Origin of the sequence: Nocardia pneumoniae NBRC 100136, from assembly GCF_000308755.1 — a bacterium.
In the GTDB taxonomy this organism is placed as follows: Bacteria; Actinomycetota; Actinomycetes; order Mycobacteriales; family Mycobacteriaceae; genus Nocardia; species Nocardia pneumoniae.
On the sequence record NZ_BAGF01000072.1, the window covers coordinates 28,837 to 51,200 of the forward strand.

The following is a 22,364-nucleotide window of genomic DNA, read 5'->3' on the forward strand; positions in this document are numbered from 1 at the left end:
ATCTACGGCTGGCCCAGGCCGCCCAGTCACCCGGCGACGGTGACGAGCCTGTTCGGTGGCTCCAGCGCGGATCGGGGCCGGTCAGCTACCAGCTGTGCGCACAAGACCCCAGGCGTCGTTGGTGATCAGGTCGGTCATGCGACCATGACCGGTGTTTCCCTTTCGTCTTCGCGGTCGAGGGTGAGTGCCGCGATCGAGGTAGAGAAAACCAGGACGAGGGCGGCGACTTTACCCAGGTCCTTAAGGAGATATTCCACCTGTGCATCGCGCGGCGCCTCGGGGTCGAGGAAGTAGTTGTGGTACTGATCCGGCCGAACACCATAGCTACGCAACAACTCCCACAGGTTGTCCTGTTGTGGGCGCAGGTGCGAACCCAGCGTCACCACCATCACCGGGTCGCCCTTTGCCTTGGTGTCATTTTTGAGTTGCTCGAGTAACGTAACCACCTTGGCGAAATCGAGCGCCTCGCATGTAAACGTTCCATCCGCCTTTTTCAGGCTGAATGTGAAGTGCCGTGCGTTTTCCGGACGGTAGTTGACGTAGAAGACCTCTTTGCCCTCGCGTCGGATCAGCCTACGACCCTCCTCCATCCTGATCGCCTCTTCTATCTTTTTCTCCCGCTGGCGGATCTTCGAATTCGGATCATCCCTGTACTTGGCATCGACACCCTCCAACTCCTCCCGCACGTCGCTCAGATCCTTCCGGAATGCCTCCAATTTACGTTTGTCCGGCCCACCCTTGTCCGGCCCACGGTTCTCCAATTCTGCGATCAGTTCCTCGGCTTTAGCAACCAGCTTACTCTCCTGGAATAGGGAGTATTTGTCGCCGAGGAGCCCCATGTCACTCAGTATCTTCTTGAAATCCTTTTCAAATTGCGCCACGTCATTATCATCGAAGGGCTGCTCCCGAGTGTTCCCGGTGCCCGGATTTTGCAAGTTATAATCGTCCCATAGTGCAACGATGCGGATGTCGGCATCACGATAATTCCCGCGCAAATATTTCACCATGGCAGCGGTAGACTCCAGCACAGCCCTGTCCGCCTTGATAAGATTTTCAATTTTGATACCGTCCGAATAATCCACCATATTACCGTCCGAATAATAATCCACCATGTATGGGCCGACAACTTCAATCGCCGCGGGCCTACCGGATTCAATCGCGGCGATTATCACGTCCCGCTGGGCCCGGACAGGGTTTACACCGTCTTCCCAATATTCCGCAGAATCATATTCTGCATCGTAACTGCCAATGGGATTTCTGGTTCCATTTCTCCACCTTGTATCGAGGGCCTCTCCAGGTTCTCCAAGCCAGTCTGTCATTGGTTTGAGGTGCTCTCCGTGGGTACCAGGGAGACGTTCATTCGGATTGAGGTGATCGGTCCGATCGGCCGGCATCTGGTGCCGATTCGGATTGGGTGGCCCTTCATGCTCTGGCGTCCCCTCCCCAGTTCTCGCCTTGACACCGGCCAGCGCGACCTCCACTTCATCGAACAGTTTCTCGTAACCCAATTGGCGTAATTCGGGTCCCACTTCTTTGATCCCTTTCTTTAAATCTTCCAATTTATCGGAGGGGTATTTGTTCGTCTTGAGATGGTTCAGCGCGCCCTCGGCCGTCATCCCCGAAACATCCTTTACTTTTCTGACCTGCGAGGTCATCATGTATACCGCGTCCTTACTGATATACACGTCGAAATATTTTGCGTTGGGCATGCCCACCGCCTTGGCGAGCCTTGACGCCGCCGCCATCGCGAAGGCATTCTTCAGGTCCTGCGGACTGGTCAGGTCCCAGCGGTACATCCTTATTTTTTCGACAGCAACCTCCGTGACCGCCAACTCCAACTCCCCCCACTTCAGGGTGGCCGGCTTCCCGCCATCGTCATTGCCCTGGCTCCGCTGCTGCTCGTAATCTCGGGCAGTCTGCGCCAGACGGGTCTGGCTCCTGTCCTGATACGCCTGGGCCACGGGCCCGCCATCAGCTACCAGCGACTTCCCGGCGGCTATATCAGCGGAGGGTGGGGTTCCGTCGGCCGCAGGTGCGGCAACGCCGACAAAAGGCGTGATTGGCCGTGATTCCTGCAATCCTGTGTCGGCAGACGGCTCTGGAACGCTCGGGGGTCGCCCAAGCTGTTCCGGTGGATCGCCGGCATCTCGCGGCGGTCGTTCGCCATGTTCCCCAGCCCGCGGCCGTGTGCCGTTCCCATCGTGATCGGTATCGGGCTTCAGGCGAGCTGCATCTGACGTGTCATCGGTACGGGTGTTATCCGGCTCCTTCTGGTGTCGCGGGTCCCTCCCGGCACTGGACTCGGTCTCCCCATCACCGGCAGCGCCGTCCTCGTCCGGCTGGGCTCGCTTCGGATGGTCGGGCGACCTGGCGTCCGTCCGATCCGTCTGGGCCGAGGAGTGCTCGGTGGTCCGGGAGTCCGGAGACGGGTGCTGCCTGCCAACCTCTCCTTCCGCGTCTGCCGGGATCTCGTCATCGGGGCCGCGCTCCGGCGGGTGTGCGTTCCCATCGCCGGCAGGCTCGACGTCGATAGGAGGCCCTGCGTTGGCAGGCGCTCCGTCAGCGGACTGGCCGTCAGCAGGCCCTCGGTCGGCGGGCTCTCTCCTTATGTGGAGCGGAGGCGCGCCGGTAGGCGCTTGCGGCGCAACCATGATCGGAGCCGCGGGACCGCGCTGGACCGCCGGAACAATGGCACCAAGGGCGCCACCAACCAGCCCGGGCACCACCGCGTCCCAGCCGAAGTCGAACTCGCCAGTGAAGGGGATCAGGATACCCGCGCCTGCGACGCCGCCTGCGACGCCACCGACCGCTGCGCCACCGAGCCGAATGGCGCCCCGGCCCCATGTCGACGAAGCCAAGTCTCGACCGGCTTTTTTGCCGAGGCGATCGATCCCTGTCATGGCCTTGGCGCCGATGATTTCACCCACGCCACCACCCACGCCACCGGCTAGGGCGTTCATCGCGATGTAGTGCCAGTCGTAATCCCCCACTGGCGATGCCTCTCGCCCATTTGCCAGGACGCGGCGACGACCGGAATGAGAGCGCCCTCCAACGCACCCGCCATCGCGCCCAGCACCACACTGTGGCGGCCCAGTTTGGTGATCAGCGCACGCACCGCCGCCCATACCGCCGCGCGCGTTTCCGCTGTCGCCGCGGCGGCGCGCAGCTGACCCACTCCTGGGAGGAACGCAGCGAAGGCCAGCTCCGCCGCCAACACCACCAACGAACAGATAATGACGTACTTGCAGAACTCGGCATCCAAAGCGCTGCGGTAGCACTGCTCGCCGATGCTGTAGCAATTCTTTGCCGCCATCTGCAGATCGCCATCGAGATCCACACCGTGCTCGGCCAATGCCTTCGCGGTCTCCCCGGAAATCGCCGCCAACGCCGCGCCGCGCGCCGCACCGGTCAGCTGGGACACCGCGATGAGCGCGTCGCCCGTCTCGATCCATGCTGCGCCCAATCGGCGCATTGCGTCCTCATCGGATTCGGGCCAGGGACCGCCCACCACCTCGACCAACGGCCGGACTTCGTGCGGAATCTCCAATGTCATCGGACGCCAAGACAGTATCGGCCGTCGACGCCATCAATCAGTGCTCGACACCCTCCGGTCTCGACTATCCACTCGTGCTCACTATTCGGTGAAAGCCCCCATGCCGTTGTCGACACCCCGATATACCCCATTCAGATTTCTCGCTCGAGTCCACTGTTCGTATGGACGGCCGACGTGTCGGTCCGGACAGCCGCGCCGATGACGTCGCGGATCTCACGCAGGCTCGATGCGCCGGGGAACAGATCGGGCAAATCCGGCAGGTCATAGGCTTCGGAGAGGGGAGCAACAATCTCCGCCAGCTGTTCCCGGGCCGATGCGGCCGCCGCTCGGGCCGCCTCCGTCATGGATCGGGCCAATCGTTCCGGGGTGCTGGTCCCGCACGCGTTGGCCGCCAATTGTACGGCGACGACAACTCCGTAGACATCGACGGTCACCTCGACCAGGTGATCGGATGACCACGCGGACGAGCGTGATGCGGTCAGACGCTCGCAGACACCTGGCAAATCCGCTCGCAGACGGTCCAGCCCGTCCAGCAACGAATTGACCCGGCTCTTCATTTCGTTGGTCGCGGAATACAACTCTTCCAGGTTGGGCCGGTTCATCTGGCGTCCTTTCCTCGAGCGGTACCTGCTGTGCGGGCGGAATCAGCGGCCCCGCGCTTCGACCACGGAGTAGGTCCCGGCTTCCGGTCGACCGGCGGAGCCGTTGAGACTGACTGGCCGGGCATCGCGCTGTGTATGACAGGCGGCCGATCGGTGACGTCGGGGCCGACGACCGCCGCCCGGCGTCTCCGGTCCTTTTCGCGCTCGCCGCGTCGTGGCCCGACCTGGCCCGGCCTGGCCCAAGGGTGCCGCATAATCTCCTCGTCACCAGCGGCGCCCCGCTCAGGTCGCGCTGTCACGACCGCTGGCCGGTGCCCGGATGCATCCGCGCCGCCGACCCGATACCGGCCACTCGTTTGTCCGCTCATTCGCGCCAGGCCGAGCGGGTTCGTGATCGGGTTCGTCTGGGGTTTGACGCTGACGCTGGGCTGCGCACCGCCCGCCTGCCTGTGGGGGGCCGCCGGAGCGCCCGAGGTGATCGCGCCTGGCTCGGCCGGAATCCCGGAATCTAGTGCGGCCGCACCGGTTCGGCTGTTCAGCGGGGCGTCAGTAGATTCTCCTGGTGCCTGCGAACCGGCCGCTGAGCCCGAAATGGCCGGCCGATCGGCGGGATGTGCCGACAGCGGCTGCCCTGACCCCGTGCCGGTTGGCAGTTGCTGTAACGCATCATGGTAGAGGTCCGGCGGGCGATGCCCCAGCAACGCACTATCCCCGACCGCTGCCCCCGGCCTGGCCCCCGCCACATGGCGAGCATTGTCGAAGTCCCGGTGATCGAATTCGTTCGCGGATTGATTTATGGCCGCTCCGGTATAATGCAGGATCGCTGCCAGATTTTGCAGGCTCCGCGCCATTCTCTCCGCATTGGGTTGGTACGCTTTCTCGAATTCCCGACCGGGTTCATCGGCACCCCAGCACCGGCCTTCACACTCCATCACCATCCGCAGACGGTGAACTGCCGCCGCCAGATCATCACCTGCATTCGTGAAGGCAGACGCCTGCCCGGCGAACTCGCCGGTCTCGAGCGAAAAGACGGTACTCACGCTGACGCTCTCACCGCTCGTCCAACCACATCCCGACCGCCACATCGTGTGCGTACACCACAGCCATAGTCGTCGCGGAAGACCGTTATGACGTTCGGCCACTCTCTGTCATTGCCGAACTGCGGATTGATCGAGATGCCAGTCATCACTACATCCTTTCGGAGAGATATATCAGGGCATACGAACTGCCCCTCGCGCACTGATCTCCAGCGAGCAACATTGGGACGACAGATTCTCCCGACCTGGATTACGACCGCCAGCCTAGAGGAGTGGCGATGAAAGCTTCAATCACCTCTCATGCTTTCTCATCAAAGTTTCACAATTTTCACGATTGATTCATCTTCGGGATCGAGCATCCGTGGTCGGTGATTCGATACAGACCGTGTCGACTGAGACCATATACCCACTGTTGAGAATATCCGAAACTGTCCCTATGAACTCTTCGTTTACCGTCCGTCAGGTGACGGCGAGGATTGTGGAACTCGGCCTCGTCGCCGAATCGACTGTTGAGCAGGGAATCCAGGCGGATCTCCTCGACGAGAAACTGGACTACTTCGGTGATTCCGAGTCTGAAGCCGTGCTATACCTGCTCGATGAACTTGGAATTCGGTACACCACCGACTACAAGACCTTCCGTGACGCATGCGGCGGAAGCGAGGTCTACCGAGAAGAGCTCGAGTGTGTCGCGGCTTGCACGCGTGGGCTGCTGAGCATCACCGATATCGAGTTGGTCGACGATACCGTCGGTAACCACGTGCTGCGGTTCCTATGCAATGGCCAGCCGCATGAATGGAACATTGCGCATAACGATGAGGAAGACATAGAAACTCAAATGGTATTCTCTTACGGCCTGGAGGATCTCTTGCCGCGAGATTCATCCGCACGATGGTGTGGTGTTGATTCCGACGACATCAACTTCGGCATGCAGGCGGTATTCGGAGACCCGCAGGCGCTGAGCGTGCTCGCGGCAGAGTTCGGAATCAAATTCTACCTGCCTGAGTAATTCCCGAGACCAGCATAAGCGATTCGCGAGTAGGTGAGCTTGATCGACCCGATCGAAAACCTACAAGTCGATGATGGCGAGATTCGACATGGGACTGGGCTTCACAGCGGGATCACCTGACCGCTGTGAAGGCTTGTCGGCGATGGCTTCATCGAAGACTGTACTGATCGACGAAGTCACCGCCCACGTCGATCGCACTGATCAGGACATCTGGTCGGCACGAGACGCTCCGTAGCCCACAATCCGGGCTGATCGAATCGGTGCCGACTGTGGTGTGCCCACAGGCGCCTTCCTCTTGCTGTTCCTCGCGGATCGCCCCGGATAACGACGTATGCCCGATATGAACAGGTTTTCGCGATTCCAGGTTCTGGGCCACGACATCGCCGCGCTGATCCCGTCGTATCCGATGACGGCGCCCGCACTGGCGGATCCGCTCCGACGAGGCTCATATCCCAACCCCGACATCGGATCACTCGTACCGACCGCCGCGATGACGATATCCTTCTTCGGGGAGCCACCGCTCCTGGCCGTTCAGATCTGCGGTGGTGAGATGGGTGGCGGGCCGCCGGGCTGTGCCGTCCTCACGGTCGCCGGAGGCGGCGCCGTCGGGGAGGCATTGCCGACATCCAAGCCAGTCGGGTGGAAGTAGCCCCTGAAATTGCCGTACTTCTCCCCCAGCGGAGGGTTATTGGGATCAAAGGGAACCAGACGACCGTTATCCAGGATATTCAGCTGGCCATTCTGGTCCTTGACGATCAGCGCGCTGAATCTCTCCCACTCCACGTAATCGCCCGTCTGCAGCTCGGTGAGATCATCGACGATCGATGGCGGATGATCTGCGGTCAACTCACCCGCAGTTCCCGCGTATGCGGCTTTCGCGTCGAAGGCGACATTCTGCACCTGCTTCTGCAAAGCCTCCGCCACCGGACCCTGCGGCGCCTTCACCGTTGAGTCGCCGATTTGGACATCCACCGCCGCGCCCGGTGTCGTTATCGACGGCGGAGTACCCGCATAGGTCGGGGCCGTCACAACGGGAGAAGTTGTGTGAACAGCGGGATCGGCAGTGGCCGCAGGCGCCTGGCGGTTCCAGTCGCGTTGCCGGTCGTCGCGCGAATCCCGGTCGCCATAGCCTCTGTCGTCGCCGAACTGAGGACGGTTTCCTTGGTTACCCATATTCCCCAAAGCGTTCAACATCGCGATTTTCTCGGCAGCACCATCGGCAATCCCGGTCGCCATACCGGCACCCAGCCCGGTTCCGGGGCCCTGCCCCGCCGCCTCGATCAGAGAACTGAGGTCCATGCCCGACGACATGCCACCACTACTGCCATCCTGAATGGGCTGAGTACTGTCTGCAGAATCCGCGGTGTCCGAAGTACCCAGGCCCAAATCGTCGAACGTGGGGCCGAAATCCTCCTGAAGTCCAGCTTGTTGCGTAAAAGTATCCGGAGCACCATTGTATCCACCGCTGTACCCGGTGCTATTGTTGCCCCCGTTACTCCCGCCTTCATCCCCTTCATCCCTCTTGCCCCCTTCATCCCTCTTGCCCCCTTCATCCCCCTTGCCCCCTTCATCCCCCTTGCCGTCATCATCCCCCTTGCCCTCATCCCCCTCCTTCTCTTCGGGCTCTATCCCATGCGTTTTCGCAAAGTCAGTGGTTCTATTCACGTATTTGATGACTTGATCCCTGCATTCGACGACCGCATCACGCATTATCCGATAGATAGCGTGTTCTTCGACCAGGTCTTGAATACCAGCTTTTCCCCAGTAATCCTTGAATTGATAATCTTCCTTTTTCTGCACCTCCTCCTCCGACCCCTCCCTCTTCCAGTCGTCCCAACGTTGCTTTTCTATTGCGGTCGGCTCCCCAGTCAAGCTTGCCGCAATCGCATCGTTGGCATCAGCAACGGCGGTGTGCATCCGCTGGATGCAATCCAGGTTCATAACCGAAACCGCGCCAGCCGCTTCGAAGAGTTTATTCATATCTTCGTTTTGCCAATAGGAATTCATATACCCGATTTCCAAGACGGTCTCATTGAAGGCATCCGCCGTAGCACCTTCGAGGTTCTCGAGACGACTGTCATCGAGGTGCCAACTCAAACCTTTGTTGTTCTTCGTGTCCATCAATAACTTCGGCAACATCGAATCCTTCGGCATCCTAGGATTTATCTTACCCATTTGAGCCCTGAGATATGCCAGGTTACCGTTCATTAAGTCCCGCCATGCCATCAGAGCCGCCGAAGGTTTAATTCCATCTTCCGGAATCACGAACTCGAGCGTGACGCCCTTGAGTTCCTGACCCGTCTCCGGCCGGCCCCTATTCGGACTCGCATCGGGGTTTCCCCAATGCGTGACGTAACCAGGAGTCCCCGGGCCGACATTGCCATTCGAATCCGCGGGCGGATTGCCCCGTAGGGCCACCACCGTACCATCATTGGAGACGACAATCCTATCCGGCATCTCGTCGTCGTCATCATCCCAATCTTTTTCGCCGTCTTTCGGACCAAACGTCTCGGCGGCATGAGGTCCGTCAAAAAATCCCAGGTCATATTTCAGCTTGAGGTTACGTTGTCCATCATGAGCCCAATTCTCATCGTCGAACTCGAGAGTGGTATTCTCCGCTGGTGCGTTCTCAGGTACTTTCCCGATCGTGTTGACGACTACGTTCTTTGATTCGTCGCCGCTGGGATCGACCCACTCGACGACGAGCGCATTATCCTTGATCCCCATGCGATATCTGAGGTCCTCGGAGTACACCCAATCGCCGACGCCGAGTTCCTCACCCGGCTTGAACTCCTTTTTCTCATCGCTCACCGGTACAACCCCGATCACACGTGTAGTAATGCAACGCCCGCCGCTAAGGAACAGTGACGGAAATACTCCCGCCAGACAAGTTCCCACGGGCCACAACCGATAATGTTCGATGCGGCTGCACATTGCCGGGCATTTCCGCATATCCCTCAGCAATATCGGCGATCGCGGCTGATCTGCTGCCTTGCAGGAGATATGGGACGAGATTACTCCAGCCATTCAGATAAAGACAGGCCGGTCCGTTCACTATGTCGTAGGATTATTTAATACAGCGAAACGGTTGAGCAGGCCGGTCGGCGCGCACCGAACACCCTCAGGGTTTACGGTATTCGTGCAATCGGCGATCGGAGCGATCGCATCGACAACGGTCGGGTGATCAGAACGAACAGCAGTCTCGCAATGATCTTTCGAGCCAGCGGATATGCCGGGCGCCACGATCTTCACCGCGTTGTCTGCGCCGACGCGGATCGGGACATCCATCGCGCCCGGTGTCGTCACCGGCGGCGGAACACCAGCATAGGTCGGCGCCACCGCGCCGAGGAGCTGTCTGGGTAGTGGGATTCGCTGTGGCCTTCTGAGCTGTGCGGTTCGGCTTCCGTTCTCGTTGTCGGTCCTCACGCGAATTGTTAGCCTTCGCAGCCCTGTCATTGCCGGTAAGCCGGTTCTGATTGCTCAGCTAGCTCAGAGCGTTCTTGGCCATCATCGGTTGCGGCCTCCGGTCCAGGCACTCCGACCTCCGCTGCGACCTTGGGAGTATTTCAGCTCAAGGTCGCGCGATCCAGCATGAAAAATCACGACTCGTCGTCGAACCGGAGTTCGACGTTCGACGCGCCCTCAGGCGCTTTCCTGAGCGTGTTGACGACTTCATTCTTCCCGTGATGCAACGCCCGCGCAGGTGAGGAACAGTCATCGAATACAGTACTCTCACCAGAACACCAGTGAGCCTTACACGTCAAGCATGCGTTTTGCACGGCGCACGCTCCCGGCGCCCTCGACATCCGCATTATCGAGTTCCATCGCACTCGAATACGCCTGGTTCTCCACAGCGACTCGCTTGTCGCCGACCTCGGTGTAAGCGGCGCTACTGTCTTTCAGATACCGCTTGATACCCAGGTTGAAGTAGTGGGCGGCCTTGCCGAACATTTCCTCGATGTCGGCTTCCCAAGGCGGGTCACCTTCTGCCCGCCGGTACGACTCCGTGCTTGCGGCGCCCTGGTCGGCGCCCTTCCTGCACATCTCGCCCGAATCGTGCACCAGCTTGTCGGTCATATCGGCAAACACTCCTTCCAACCGTTCTTCCGATTCTCCCGCATCCCCATTTCTGGGTGGGCAGTTCCAACGCATCGGCGACGACTGGCGAAGCACCGCGGCTCAGCAGTTCCGCGCGCCAACCAGCCCGAGCGTTCAGGTGAGCCGATCTAACGACTCTCCGAATTTCGCAAGCAAGCCAACTGTCGGTGTTCTCCCGCACTTGGTCGCCGAGGTGCAGGCCGACGATCCTGCCGTTCTGGTCACACCCCAGCCCTACCGAGTAGTCGGGATTGAACACCTTGCAGATCCGGCCGGACCCACCCGAAGGAACTTCACTGCCATCCCCCGGTGCTCCCCAAGTCTCCAGTGCCGTCACCGCGGTTGCGAGTAGCGTGTCCCGGTAACCGACAACGAGGCCACAGGCGAGTACAAGCCATGAACCATACAGCGGTGCTTGCCAATACGGCCAGAAGTGCGTGCCGATCGGTAGTATTTCACCGTAACCGGGCACAATCTCGATCACATGCGTGACACCGAACTGTTCGGGAAAATAACGTCGCGATACCGCTGTTCATTCTGATCACCCGACCGTTGTCAATGCGATCGCTCCGATCGCCGATTACGCGAAAATCATACCCCCACAGCGGCATGCAGCGCGAGCTGAAACGACCCGCTCGGCTGTTTCGTTGAATTAAACAGTCTTACGAAATTGTAGACGGACCATCGTATCGTTGTCCGAATAGATGAAGTAGTCTCATCCCACATTTCCTGCAGCGCAGCTCGGTGTCCCGGCCGTCGGTGCGCTGCGGGCGCCGATGGCCGAGTCTCGCCACCGCAAAGCCGAGAACCTGTGCCGTTGCATCAGATCTTATCGGTGGCCATGCACGCATCATCAGCCTGTTCGGCCCCGACCTAGTGCCGCATCAGTAAACCTTTGCCTTGTTCGGGACACTCCGGGTGAGTTTCACCAGTACCGACCGGGTGCGGGATGTGCTGCACAACTTCAACACCGACGGGTTCGCGTCGCTGTATCCGAAATATGCAGGGGGACGACCGAAAAGGTTCACATTGCCCGAGCGGCGCGAGATCAAGAAGATCGCCAAGTCCACCCCGACCGAGCACGGTCTGCCGTTCTCGACCTGGAGTCTGGCCACCCCATCTGAGCACCCGAACCGACCGCCGCGCCGGCGATTGGGCCGAGGCCAACAACGTCGAAATCGCCTAAACCCCAACGAATTCCTCGTGGCGGAACCGCATCGAAGCCCAATTCACCCTGCGGTACTTCGCCCTCGACGGCACCGACCACCCTAGGGCTAGCCCTGTCGGTAGCTGCCGCATCAGGGAAGATCGTCGGCCAGCGGGTGACCCCGCACATTCGATATCGCCGATCGCGCGGAACCGCGTTTGATGGAGGTGATCGGTGAGGTCCTCGATGCCGAGACCGGGCAGTCGACGGGGACCAGGTCGCGGCTGACTCGCCGGGTCACCAAGTGGTGGAAGAGATCCACGGTCCCGGGGTGGTGCCACTGCCGGGAACGACAGCGTTCTACGCGTTGATCGACCGGTTGTCCATCGGAAGGCACATCTTCGGGTCGGCGGTTTCGCACCGCCAGCTCGCCAACCGGCCGGAGGGGATGTTCACACCGACGTTCGCGATGCGCCCGGGTGAGCAGGTCCAGGTCAATTCCACACCGATCGATGTGATGGTGCCGGCCGAGGACGGGGTTCCGGTCCGCGCCGACCTCACGATCGCCGTCGATGTCGCGACCCGCCGTATCTGCGCGCCCTGGGCCGACCAGCCGCAGGTAGACCGTTTCCGTGTCGACCGGTCTCGGCGCATCCTGAGTCCACCGTCCGCCGAGGCCCTGCCGGAACACCTCGCCCACGTGCCAGACCGCGTCGGCGAACAGCTCCCGGTCGTCCGGGCCTGTCACGCGGAAGGCCTCCTCGACGAGGTCCAGCGACTCCGGCGTGGCCTCCCCGAAGCGCGCGGCCCGCGCGCCGATCCAGGCCGCGAGGTGGGCGGCGTCCTCCACCGGGGTGAAGTCATCGGTTCAGGCCCTGTGCTCGCGCAGCAGTTGGGTCGCCAGGACCGCGGCCTGGTCCACCGTTCCACCGCATCATCAGCGGCACCGCATCGCGGATATAGCCACACCCAGCCGCTCAGGTCGCGTCCGCCACCCGCACCAGCGATCAGAATCCGCTCGCAGTCCCGCGGTACCGGTGTGTCGAACAAGGTCGGTGCAGACATCTGTCGGAGTATTCTGCACCCCTCGTCATCGTTTGAGCGCTCGATTTCCCTGGTCTGGTGAAGTTTCCGCAGGACGAATCATCGGATTGCCTCGAGCACACCGGTGGTGAGTTCTCGGAAACCAAAGGGCGCCTCCTTAGGCGGCTTCGGCCCCAGTCGGACGGCCACTACGCCCGCCTCTGGCAGCACGGCCAGCGTCTGGTTGTTGAAACCCAGGGCCCAAAACGTATTTCGCGCAGCAGCCGGGACGAACGGCCCCATCAAAGTCTCCTGATCGCCTCGCCCGGTGGTGGCGAGTGTGGGTGCCGCAACGGCACCCTCCGCGTTTACCCACCATAAGCGCCCGTAGCCGCGGTTGAGGTCGGTGCTCGGGGTAACCGAGGCCCGCGCGTAGTCGACGTCCACGATCTGGCTGCCCTTCCACTTGCCATCGTGGAGCATCAGGACCCCGAGGCGAGCGAGGTCCAGGCAGGTCGTGTTCAAGCCTATGAAGGTGAGCGCGCCACCGGAGCGGTCCCGGCCGAGGTGGGAGGCGTTCATGCCGAGCGGGCCGAAGATGTGCTCCTTGGCGTAGTCGGATGGATGCACTCCCGTTGCCGTCTCGAGGACCTTCGAAAGCACCTGCACCGCCGAGTTGTTGTAAACCCACGTCGTGCCTGGCTCAGCCTCCTGGCCGAGCCCGATGGCGAACGCCGACTTGTCCGCCGCTCTCATCGCCATCGCCCCGTAATCGGTGGCAGGGTCCCACTCCCGCCCCGACGTGTTGGTGAGAAGGTGCTCTACCGTCACCCACTCCGAGGGTGTCCCACGCCACTGCGGTATGTAGTCCGCGACCTTGTCGGACAAAGTCAGCTCGCCACGCCTCACCGCCACGCCCACCAAAAGCCCAGTGAACGACTTGGTCACCGAGAAAACTTCCCGAGGGGTCATGTCCGGGCCCGGTCCGTGGTCATCAACCACGACCTTGCCGTCACGCACGACAGCCAGGCAGGACGACTCAGCCGCGGCAGCCTCGGAAACAAGGGCATTCAGCGCCACGGCATCGAAGGCGGCGTCCGCTGGGGCCACCCGCTCCCACGCCGAACTGGGGAAGATCAACTCGGCACCGGGCGCCGCTCGAGGCGAATCGGGTAGTACAGCAGGTGCTTCGCTGGAGCAAGCTGCCACAACGACGGTCGCGGCAGCCGCGATCGCACGCCGCCACCGCCCAGACGACGACATGTAGGTGGACTCGGCGGATGGGCTACTACTCCGGAAAGTCTTGTGTCCCATGAAATCCATAGCTCAGCTCTCGGTCTTTTGTTTCGTATCTATCTGTCGCACGCAACATCTCCAACCAGCGGCCGAGTCGGAGGCGCGCAGCGTCCCCGGGTTACGCAGGAAGCCGTGGAGGGCATGCCCTGCGCAGGTTCGATAGCTGTCGTCGAGACATCGCGTCGTGAGCCGTCGGTTCTCGTTCGTGCTCGGGATGCCGACCCGACGACGCTCATCGAAGGCATCCTCGGACCGCCAGAAGGCCGATGATTACCTGCATGCTGTGGACCGATCGTATCCGCCCGCCGAGCCGATTTCTGTAAGCTACGCAAGGTTCTTGTCTATAATTCCACCACAATGTTGGTGCAACAACCACATTCTGAAGGAGATTGAATCGTTGATGTTCAAGACGCTTGTCGATTGGCAAGGCCGGCGCAGCGGCGGGTCGGCATCGCGGTCGCGCGCGATCGGCGACGTTCGGGGTGATCCTGGGATGCGCCCTGCCCGCTCCGGTCGTGCGCGATCAGTGGCATTCGCGGTGGTCCTCGGATGCGCGACGGCCGCACCGGCCACGATAGGATCGGCCGATGTAGGAGCCGTCCCCGCCGACAGCATGACGGCCGATCTTGCTTGCGGGTGGAGTCCACGAATCGGTGCTGGTACGCTCAACGTCGCCTATCCGGACACATTCGCCAACTACTGGGAGACATTCCTGCCGGCGATCCCCGGCGCGAGCCTGACCATCCACGGAAACTTCCCGCATGCGCGATACATGTCATTCACCACCTATACCGGACACGGGGAAGTATCGAGCTCGCTCAACGATCAGGTCATCGCCGCAGACGCCGGTAGTGTCAATCCGTTCGGCAACGGCGCCGACCGGGAAGGCTCAGCGCGCGACTATACCGTTCGTATCGTGGTGGGCGTACCGCCGACACAGCCCGAGGCCAATACCCTCTACACTGGTGATGCCATCGGGCTCGTCCCGATTATCTACCGCGTCTATCGTCCCGACGCCGGACTCGACGCCACCGGCGGCACGGGACTTCCCCAACTTACCTTGGCCCTGCCTGACGGCACGAACCATAAGCTGTCCCACTGTGCAGCAGCGAACACCGTCCACGACCCGCATGCGGCGTATCCGCCGAGCCAAGTGCGGCTGCCCGCCCGCGTGACACCACAGCAGTGGACTGGCTGGAAGCCGACCGCAGGCGGCGCCTACTACCCCAACCCGGACAATAAATATCTCGCCACCATGCTCGAACCGGGCCGGGTAGCGGTGATCCGGGGAAAGCTACCGGCCACCCCGGCCACATACCGAAGGCAGCCGACGATGGGCTCTGGGCAGATGCGGTACTGGTCGCTGTGCAGCAATAATCCGGTTTCGACCGCCGTAACAGCGTGTGTCGTGGACGACGAGACATCCGTGGATGCCGATGGCTTTTATACTATCGTTGTGTCGGCATCGGAAGGCCGTCCGGCGAACGCCATCGGTGGCTGCGGAATCGGTTGGCTGCCCAGCGATTCCGGTTCGGACCTGCTGATCATGCGGAACATGCTGCCGGCCAGTGATTTCGGTCAGTCGATCCAGAACGCCGACCCTGCCGACCCGAAGCAGAGCATGGGACCCTACTATCCCGAGATTCGTTACGTGTCAACAGCTGAAGTCGAGGCCGTCGGCTGCCGGTCCCGGTAGGCGGCATAGCCTCGGCGCAGGATCCGCAGGTTGATATACATCATGATAACGAACAACGGGACACCCATGAGCAGGTGTGCGATTCCCAAGGCGACAACGTTGTTCGCGAAGTAGAGCAGTATGTGCACCGCTGTCCGGAAGCCGACTACGGCTGCCCAGACAGCGGTGCACTGCCGGTAGGCCCGCAGCAGGATCCGATCCCGCCGCCAGGCCGTCCCCCCTATCACCGGCCCGACGAGCACACCAACGAGCGGGCGCCGCCCCAGTAGAGAAAGCAGCAGGAGCACCCCCCAGACCATGCCCCGCACCATGTGCGGCAGATAGAAATCAACCCCGCGGCCGGTAGCGATGGCCAGCACACCCGACAGCACGACCAAGACCAGCCCGCCGACCGCTTGCCGCCAGGGCTGTCCCATCGCTACCCGGGCCAACACCAGCCCACCACCCCAGACCAGCGCCGACCACACCGCGTTCGGCACGTCTCGCGTCAGGACATAAACCACGACATACAGCAGATGCGGCGACGCCATATCCACCAGGCCGCGTCCACCCCCGAGAACGTCCGACAGCGGCACATCCGGCGACGTGATCACCGCGGCGAACCGGTTGCGCAGCCCAGCCGAACGAACCGCCCATGAGCATTTCTTGAAACACATCGTCGGTCTTCCCTCTGCTAGGGGTCTTATCGAAGGTCGGAGTACGTGCCGCCATAGTTGGGTCGATCCGCCAATCATCAGCCACGTTTATACAAGGAACTTGCCAAATGGCAAGGTGGCAGAATTCAGAGAATGACTGAGCACTCTGCTATCCCCTCCTCGCCTGCGCCGCCGGCCTTGGTCTACTACCTTGCCCGATTGAACAGCGTCAGGCTGACCGAAGCCTTCACCAAGAAGGGCATGGCCGACCTACTCCCACGTCATGCGCTGCAGCTGTTTCCGCTTCTACTGGGCGGCGGGTTGCGGGCATCGGATCTGGCATCCCGGCTCGGAGTGACGCGTCAAGCTGCCGCGCAGGTCATCGGAACACTCGAACGCGCAGGCTACCTCACCCGCATCGACGACCCCGGAGACGGCCGCGCCAAGCTGGTCTGTCTCACCCCGCGCGGTCGCACCGCGACCCGCGTGCTGCGTGACAGCATGGAAGCTCTGGAACGCGACTGGGAAAGAATTCTCGGACCAGAGCGCATGACCCAATTGCGCGATACCTTGACCACTCTCCTGAACAAATGGGACTGAACCAGTCGATCGACACACCCCACGAATGCTCCGCGCGGTCATCGGCGGCTGGGTTGATCTTCCGCGATCACGGTCTGGCGCCGGTGTCCGAAATGGGATTGTGGACGGCTCGCCCAGCTCGATCACCTGAACTCAACGAGCAGAGCTGCCAAAGGGTTTCGGTTCACTCTATCGATGGTCAACCCGCGTGCACTTGGCTGTACCAGTCGATATCACGTATTACGTCACGTAGCCGGTCGGCTGCTGCGCGAACCTCATCCGCCACAGTTCCAACCGTCTTGAATATGGCGTCGATGAGTTCGGCCTCGGTGTGGAGAGCAATCCTGTTTCCACTGCCCGTGGTCGCGGATTCAAGCCCCTCGTTGAGAGATCGAACGGCATCTTCGATGCGTCCGAGCGCCTGAGTGAGGAAGGTTGCCACCTCTCCTTCCTTGCCGTTCACCGCTCTGGAAGAATTTATAATAGAGGTCCTCAAATTTACAATATTTTCAACTCTTTGTGCATATTTCTCGTATATTTTTGAGTCTCCAGCAATTTCGCTCAGCCTGTCCAGTCTCAGCTCGCGTCTCAGCTCGGGTATGGTCTGGGAAGGATTCTCAGGGGTTCCAGTGCGTAACAAGTCCGCCAGCCTGTCGATTGCCAACTCGCCCATATCGATGGTGTGTTCGAGTACTTCCGACCCGCCTGGACGATATAGGGGGAATTCGATTTCGTAAGTAATGTACCTGGGAAAAGATTGAGTATCGTCGGACATGGTCGTTGATCTCACTTGCCTCGGGACGGCTGAATGTGGCGATTGCCGGGGGGAACCGCCCCCAGGAGGGCGTGTATAGGTCAGGGTGGGCGACGTTGAGCGTGCCCAGAATGATCCGGTAACTCCAGTCACACGCAAGGCTGGATGTAATGCAACCGTTCGGGGCGGTGGCTGACTCTACCGCGACCGGGGCGCAACCCTGCATTGCTGCGAAGGTTATCGATCGCGCCCCACTGGGGTGTCGGCCCATCGCACCCTACCTTTCTTCCTGGGTCGTTCGGGGCTGTAGCGTCCCGGCGGCCCATGCTGCTGTCGGGCTACCAGACCCCCACCGCGCTGCGCCGCGTCGGCGCTGCCCGGCTCGAATCCTGGTTGCGGGCAAGGAAAGTCAGAATCCCCGGCAAGTTCGCCGCCGCAGCGGTCGAAGCCGCCCACCGCCAGCACACCCGCCTGCCGGGCGAGCAGTTGACCGCGTCGATGATCGCGACGCTGGCCGAGGAGGTGATGGCCCTCAACGAGCGGATCAAAGACACCGACACGCTCATCGAGGGCCGACTTCTCCGCCACGAACTGGCCGAGGTGATCACCAGCCTGCCCGGCATCGGCACCCTGCTCGGCGCGGAATTCCTCGCCGCCACCGGCGGCGACACGGCCTTCTTCACCACCCCGGACCGGCTGGCCGGGTTCGCCGGACTCGCCCCAGCACCGTGGGATTCCGGACGAATACGCGCAAACCCGCACCGCCCCAAGCGCTACCACCGCGGCCTCAACCGCGTCTTCTACTACTCGGCCATGGTCTCCATCAGACGCTGCCCCGAATCGCGGCGGTTCTACGACCGCAAAGCCTCCAACTGTATGTTCGACAAGCCTCTTGCGCATCATCGGCATTGAACCTCCTTTACCTACAGATTATGACAGTGTGCCTCAGAAGTATAGACAAGATCCTTGCTTACATTCTCGAGGGTCGATGGCCGGAACACCCGCCCACCACTGGAGCGACAAAACGCGGCCAGCCCTGATCGCGGCATGTCAGCGTGTAGGGGCCAAGAAGGTGATGACTGAGGGCTGGTCATCCATGCTGCGCAGGTGTTTTGATGGGCTATGCTCGATGAAGAAGCCTTGATCGCTGCCGCGCGTCGATTCGCCGATGGGGACCTGTCCGCGGTCGCCGATGTGGGTGGCTGGCGTGCCTTGGACGTCGATGTGCAGGCGAAGCTCCGACACCTGTTGCGGGGCATGAGCGCCTATGAGACTCCGCGGCCGCTCGGCGAGGAAAACGGTGATGTCCTCTTCGATTGGTTGGCCGTGCCTACTGGAGATCACGACGCGTTGCTCGATGAACTTCGTCTCACCTGCGCGATCCCCGCGCCTCAGCAACTCGGCCTGAGTGTGTGGGCTCGCGGCGGTGTGTACGTGACGCCGCGATGGGATGACTGGACGGTGGTCTGCGGCTACGACCTTCCGTACGATTCCGGCGACGCCATGCGCTCGTTTCTGGAGCGGCTGAGTCGACGATTCGGCGCGGCCCATTGGTACGGCGCGGACTACGGCTACGCGGGGTGGGCGTTGGCCGAGAATGGTGAGCTGGTGCGGCTATATATGTACGGCGACTCCCCGGATCAGGATGAGGTCTTCGGTGAGCCACATCGGGCTGAAGTGGACGCGACATTGATGTGGTATGCGGATATCGATGACGACAAAGAGGACGGCCGCCCGCGCTGTGGCCCCGCGGCTGTCGCAGCGTACGGATCGGTGGATCCGACGGCAGTCGGACCGCACACCCGCGTCGAAGGGCATGCCCTGATCGCCGTCCAAGACCCCGCGTCGGTACCACCCGGCGTGTTCCCTCTCGGCACTGGCCTCGGCGGGTAAGAGTCTGTCTCTGTCGCACTTTCGGCCCCGGGAGACGGTCACGCCGTCGGGACCTCAACCGCAAGCTGATGAGCCTGGCCCGTGTGCGACGCCAGGGCCCGGTCGACAGCGGCGTGATAGCCGAGGACGTGACGCCGAGCGTGCGCATCGACTATGCACATACTCGGTGTGACGCATTACCGCAAGGAGGGTAAAGCCTTACAGCCCGAACGGAGGGCTTGGGGCCCTGCGCGATGAACCTTGGTACCGATCAGCGTGGTTTCTGAATTACGGCCAGAATTCTTTCGGGATGGGCAAGAGTGGATGAAGTACGGTGTCCGGCTGCGGGAGTGAGGTATTGCCCGTTATATTACGGCCATTTTGCCATTGGTCTGTCTGGGCGGCCTTGTCGACCTCCGAACGAAGCCTCCGGATCCGTTCGAATTCGGTTGGATTTTCGGCTACCCAATTGGCGGCCGCTTGGACGCGGCGCGGGTGTTCGTACGCCATCCAGTCCCTCAACCGGTCTGCGGCGGTCTGGCTCAAGCTCCAACCGTCGACCAATACATCCGGAACGCCGTCCGCAGCTTTCTGCAGATTGTCGATAAATTCCTTGGTAGGTCTGTCCAGGTAGCTTTTGCCGAGACTTTCCAGACGCTTCGAAATCGTGACAGGGTTGGAATATTCGTATCGATACCGATTGACGTTGGCCATCAATGCGGACAACCTGGCGTCCGCCAATTCCGGAACCAGATAATCCCTCTCGAAATACTTGGTAGCAGCGAGAACGCGTCCGATGTGCTTCGAGGCCAGCGCCTCTTTATCCACATGCCGTTCTATGTCCACTTGTGCCATCTTGGCCGGCGCCCTGCGCTTCACGGGCACTCCAGCCATCTTGAGAGCATAATCCACGCCAGCCGTCCCGCCAGCATCGTGCGTTACATACTCCGCGGCGAAGGCTGCGGCTAATTGGCTACCGCGGCGAGCCCCAGATTCTGCTATGCCCTTCCTGGCGACCTCGGCCAGGGAAACGCGGTCATACAGCACACCGTGCACAGCCTCTCTCAGGTCTCGAGTCGCCAGGCCCTTCGCTTTGTTCTTCTTATCGAGGTGGTCCAGCCAGGACAAACGACTGAGCGGGTTGTTGCGGCCGGCGAGCCAGCCGGTGATCGGCGAGTTGTTGATGGTGCTGGCGGCGGCGAGTACTCCTAGTGGGGACATCGAGTTGCCCGCACCTGCGTTACCCATTCCCAGTGCCATTCCGCCACCCGAACCCTGATTCATACCGCCGCTCTGTATCGCCAGTGCGAATCGGTTGGCGATCCATTCATTGCCGCGGACCAGGCCAGCGCTGAGCCGACGTAGTTGCAGGAGGGCGATGATCTCCACGAAGGCACCGAGGACGAGCACGACCCCGACTTGGTCTTGGGCTTGGTGGAAAAGGTTGCCCAGGAACAGCACGTAGACGCCGAGGAAGATGGTGTAGACGGCCATGCGCGCGGCCGCGATGAAGCTGTCGACAAGGTTGCGGACGAGGAATGTCTGGGTGGGGCCGTAGACGAATCCGCCCGCGGCGAAGCCGAAGATGGTCATGAATCCGTGGTAGACGGCATCCAATGCGGCCCACATGATCTTGATTGCGAGGTATATCCCGAACAGCAGCAGGATCGTCCCGCACAGCAGCAGTACCAGCCCGGATCCGATCTGGGCCATGCTCGGGTTGTCGGCCTCGTCGTAGGCCGCGGTGTCACCGCAGGCGCGCATGCTGTTGATGACCCGGTCGTCGTCGCCGGTCCGGACGGCTGCCGACCATGCTGCGGCGCAGCGTGGCGACTGGTCGATCACGTGCCCGAAGTTCCATACCTGCACCGGGCGGCGGGCGAAGTTGTCGGCCAGATCCTCTTGCATGGTCGCGACCAGCTGCGCCGGATTCGGGTTGTTGTTGCCGTTCAACCCGGCCGCGACCGAGATACCCAGATCACGACCTTGGGCCAGCAGTCCGTGTGCGGACAGGACGTCGCCGAGTGGCTCGGCGAGAAAGATCGGACCGAATAGCGCGACCCCGATCATGGTCACCACTTGCGTGGTCGCCTTGGCGGATTGGCCGCGCACGATGAACCAGGCGACGAAGAACGCCCCGATCGCCACCGCGGTCATCAGGATGAGAGGGGTGGCGATCTGCCCGGTCAGCGCGTCGGCTACACCGGTCAACGCACGCCCGAACGGATCCAGCCAGCCGAAGCTGAGCGCGTAGCCGATTACCCAGACCGCGCTGGTCACCAAGACCAGATAGCCAACGAACTCCAGGCCGAGCACCATCGACACCACCGTAACCAGCGGATCGGACAACCCGCCGTGCCTGGTTGCGAAAATGTAGTCGGTCAACCGGACCCCGGACGAGTCCCGCACATCCATAAAGCCCAAAACCGCGACCCCCGACCGGCCCGCCGTGCTCGTTCCGGATTGCGCCACCCCCACCGCACCTAGCAAACCCGGAAATACCACCAGCACGAACCCGGCGGCCAGAAACCACACTGCCCTGGCCCGCCTGCGCGAAGCAGTTACCCAGCTGATGAGCCGCCGCGGGAGTGCGCTCGGCCGCCACCGCCTGGAATCTGCCGCCAACACCAAATCCCCCCAAGGCCGCCGAACCCCAGTCCGGGAACGCCCGGATATCACCGGGACTCCATCGCGTTACCTACCGCGGCTCCTGCATTCAGTACCATCGTAGCATTTCTTCTCGTTCCTTCCGCGCGGAATCGGGCGGGTTGGTTGCTCTTATGACAGAGGCAAGTGGCAAACACAAATGTCCATGGCTATAGTCGGCTGAAACTCATCGATACTCCTATATGTGCCGTAGACATCTGCCGTTGACGAATTCACGAGACGTAGCGTGAACACTAGTTCAACCGATCACTCGGCTACGACACATGAATCGGACTTCTCACCATTTCCTCATATCTCACATTTATTTCAACCTCGGTCCGGCGATACAGAACGCCTCGCCGCTGTAAGGGGCGAGGTCCCCCTGGGGGCGTGTCATCGGTTCTGCCGAATCGTTGTGGC

General features: G+C 61.5%; 16 protein-coding genes. 6 read left to right on the plus strand and 10 right to left on the minus strand.

The annotated features are described in order from the left end of the window. Window positions 1–134: 134 nt before the first annotated feature. The 3 genes from ON34_RS36260 to ON34_RS23335 all read right to left on the minus strand — a co-directional run bounded on the left by ON34_RS36260 (window position 135) and on the right by ON34_RS23335 (window position 4,131). Entirely contained in the window at window positions 135–2,990 is a 2,856-nt protein-coding gene (locus ON34_RS36260) for a hypothetical protein (RefSeq protein WP_157172384.1), read from the minus strand. Then, on the minus strand, window positions 2,957–3,553 hold the full coding sequence (locus ON34_RS23330; protein WP_040783002.1) for a WXG100-like domain-containing protein: 597 nt from the start codon (window positions 3,551–3,553) through the stop codon (window positions 2,957–2,959). The genes ON34_RS36260 and ON34_RS23330 overlap by 34 nt, the downstream gene beginning before the upstream one ends. A 131-nt stretch (window positions 3,554–3,684) precedes the next feature. After that, window positions 3,685–4,131: a YbaB/EbfC family nucleoid-associated protein gene (locus ON34_RS23335; protein WP_157172385.1), complete on the minus strand. Its 447-nt coding sequence runs from the start codon at window positions 4,129–4,131 to the stop codon at window positions 3,685–3,687. Between the two features lie 1,497 nt (window positions 4,132–5,628). Between ON34_RS23335 and ON34_RS23340 the strand changes: the two genes are divergently transcribed. After that, the gene (locus tag ON34_RS23340; protein ID WP_157172386.1) at window positions 5,629–6,198 is read left to right on the plus strand and encodes a hypothetical protein; all 570 of its coding nucleotides are present in this window, start codon (window positions 5,629–5,631) and stop codon (window positions 6,196–6,198) included. A gap of 531 nt (window positions 6,199–6,729) precedes the next feature. Here the strand turns inward: ON34_RS23340 and ON34_RS23345 are convergent. From ON34_RS23345 to ON34_RS23350, 3 genes are all read right to left on the minus strand, one after another. Next, window positions 6,730–9,009, minus strand: coding sequence for a hypothetical protein (locus tag ON34_RS23345; RefSeq protein WP_157172387.1), 2,280 nt, complete (start codon window positions 9,007–9,009; stop codon window positions 6,730–6,732). A 243-nt stretch (window positions 9,010–9,252) separates the two neighbouring features. After that, window positions 9,253–9,624 carry a hypothetical protein gene (locus tag ON34_RS36265; RefSeq protein WP_218003925.1) on the minus strand — a complete coding sequence of 124 codons (372 nt, stop codon included), beginning with the start codon at window positions 9,622–9,624 and terminating at the stop codon, window positions 9,253–9,255. Window positions 9,625–9,951: 327 nt separating this feature from the next. Beyond that, entirely contained in the window at window positions 9,952–10,275 is a 324-nt protein-coding gene (locus ON34_RS23350) for a hypothetical protein (RefSeq protein ID WP_040783012.1), read from the minus strand. 1,535 nt (window positions 10,276–11,810) lie between these two features. On the opposite strand from ON34_RS23350, the gene ON34_RS37220 reads away from it, so the two are divergent. Further along, window positions 11,811–12,569: a hypothetical protein gene (locus tag ON34_RS37220; protein ID WP_218003926.1), complete on the plus strand. Its 759-nt coding sequence runs from the start codon at window positions 11,811–11,813 to the stop codon at window positions 12,567–12,569. A 17-nt stretch (window positions 12,570–12,586) separates the two neighbouring features. Here the strand turns inward: ON34_RS37220 and ON34_RS23365 are convergent, their stop codons facing one another. Next, complete coding sequence (locus tag ON34_RS23365) at window positions 12,587–13,606, minus strand: serine hydrolase domain-containing protein (protein WP_051023015.1); 1,020 nt, start codon at window positions 13,604–13,606, stop codon at window positions 12,587–12,589. A gap of 340 nt (window positions 13,607–13,946) precedes the next feature. On the opposite strand from ON34_RS23365, the gene ON34_RS23370 reads away from it, so the two are divergent. Then, window positions 13,947–15,458, plus strand: a complete 1,512-nt coding sequence (locus ON34_RS23370) for a hypothetical protein (protein WP_157172389.1) — start codon at window positions 13,947–13,949, stop codon at window positions 15,456–15,458. Here ON34_RS23370 and ON34_RS23375 read toward each other — a convergent pair. Next, the gene (locus ON34_RS23375; protein ID WP_040783021.1) at window positions 15,410–16,114 is read right to left on the minus strand and encodes a DUF3159 domain-containing protein; all 705 of its coding nucleotides are present in this window, start codon (window positions 16,112–16,114) and stop codon (window positions 15,410–15,412) included. The genes ON34_RS23370 and ON34_RS23375 overlap by 49 nt on opposite strands. A 132-nt stretch (window positions 16,115–16,246) precedes the next feature. Between ON34_RS23375 and ON34_RS23380 the strand changes: the two genes are divergently transcribed. Next, a complete protein-coding gene (locus tag ON34_RS23380; protein WP_051023016.1) occupies window positions 16,247–16,693 on the plus strand; it encodes a MarR family winged helix-turn-helix transcriptional regulator in 447 nt (148 codons plus the stop codon). Window positions 16,694–16,871: 178 nt separating this feature from the next. Here the strand turns inward: ON34_RS23380 and ON34_RS36270 are convergent, their stop codons facing one another. Beyond that, complete coding sequence (locus tag ON34_RS36270; RefSeq protein ID WP_157172390.1) at window positions 16,872–17,447, minus strand: hypothetical protein; 576 nt, start codon at window positions 17,445–17,447, stop codon at window positions 16,872–16,874. 303 nt (window positions 17,448–17,750) lie between these two features. Between ON34_RS36270 and ON34_RS23385 the strand changes: the two genes are divergently transcribed. Then, a complete protein-coding gene (locus ON34_RS23385; protein WP_051023017.1) occupies window positions 17,751–18,338 on the plus strand; it encodes an IS110 family transposase in 588 nt (195 codons plus the stop codon). Between the two features lie 210 nt (window positions 18,339–18,548). Then, window positions 18,549–19,319, plus strand: coding sequence for a hypothetical protein (locus ON34_RS33770; RefSeq protein WP_051023018.1), 771 nt, complete (start codon window positions 18,549–18,551; stop codon window positions 19,317–19,319). A gap of 267 nt (window positions 19,320–19,586) precedes the next feature. Here the strand turns inward: ON34_RS33770 and ON34_RS23395 are convergent, their stop codons facing one another. Next, on the minus strand, window positions 19,587–21,833 hold the full coding sequence (locus ON34_RS23395) for a hypothetical protein (protein ID WP_157172391.1): 2,247 nt from the start codon (window positions 21,831–21,833) through the stop codon (window positions 19,587–19,589). Window positions 21,834–22,364 lie beyond the last annotated feature (531 nt).

Coding starts and splice junctions, on each gene's coding strand:
- ON34_RS23330 (WP_040783002.1), bottom strand. CDS start 3,553: ATGACATTGGAGATTCCGCACGAAGTCCGGCCGTTGGTCGAGGTGGTG.
- ON34_RS23340 (WP_157172386.1), top strand. CDS start 5,629: ATGAACTCTTCGTTTACCGTCCGTCAGGTGACGGCGAGGATTGTGGAA.
- ON34_RS23350 (WP_040783012.1), bottom strand. CDS start 10,275: ATGACCGACAAGCTGGTGCACGATTCGGGCGAGATGTGCAGGAAGGGC.
- ON34_RS23375 (WP_040783021.1), bottom strand. CDS start 16,114: ATGTGTTTCAAGAAATGCTCATGGGCGGTTCGTTCGGCTGGGCTGCGC.
- ON34_RS23380 (WP_051023016.1), top strand. CDS start 16,247: ATGACTGAGCACTCTGCTATCCCCTCCTCGCCTGCGCCGCCGGCCTTG.
- ON34_RS36270 (WP_157172390.1), bottom strand. CDS start 17,447: ATGTCCGACGATACTCAATCTTTTCCCAGGTACATTACTTACGAAATC.
- ON34_RS23385 (WP_051023017.1), top strand. CDS start 17,751: ATGCTGCTGTCGGGCTACCAGACCCCCACCGCGCTGCGCCGCGTCGGC.
- ON34_RS33770 (WP_051023018.1), top strand. CDS start 18,549: ATGCTCGATGAAGAAGCCTTGATCGCTGCCGCGCGTCGATTCGCCGAT.